Genomic DNA, 595 nt, shown 5'->3' with positions numbered 1-595 from the left:
CATCAGGTCGGCCCGGAACAGGAAGTAGCCCGAGTTCCACAGGGCGCCCTCCGCGATCAGCGCGGCGGCGCCCTCCGCATCCGGCTTCTCGACGAAGCGCGCCACCGCGAAGGCGCCCTCGGCCTCCGGCAGCGCCCCCCGCGGCGGATGTAGCCGTAATCGGTCGCCGGGCGCGTCGGCTCGATGCCGAGCGTCATGGTGTAGCCGGCCTGCGCGCCGACCGCCGCCGTGCGCACGGCGGCGGCGAAGGCCGGCACGTCGCCGATCACGTGGTCGGCGGCCATGATCAGCACCACCGCCTCCGGGTCGGCCTTGGCCGCGTGCAAGGCCGCCACCGCCACGGCGGCGGCCGAGTCGCGCCCCTCCGGCTCCAGGATGATGTCGGCGGACATCCCGGCCTGGGCCAGCTGCTCGGCGACGATGAAGCGCGACTCGGCCGCCGCGATCACCGCCGGCCGGGCGAAGACCGCCGCGTCGCCCACCCGCCGCGCGGTGGCCTGGAACGTCGATTCCGACGCGTCCACCAGCCGCGCGAACTGCTTGGGCATGCTCTCGCGCGATACCGGCCACAGCCGCGTGCCCGAGCCGCCGCACA

At 75.5% G+C, this 595-nt stretch carries 1 pseudogene; it reads right to left on the bottom strand.

Features of this window, described 5'->3' with window-relative positions:
* Positions 1–595, bottom strand: a pseudogene (locus MKK70_RS14040) (sugar phosphate nucleotidyltransferase); the annotation flags it as partial.

Origin of the sequence: Methylobacterium sp. E-041, from assembly GCF_022829665.1 — a bacterium.
In the GTDB taxonomy this organism is placed as follows: Bacteria; Pseudomonadota; Alphaproteobacteria; order Rhizobiales; family Beijerinckiaceae; genus Methylobacterium.
This window is presented reverse-complemented; position numbering and strand designations above follow the sequence as displayed.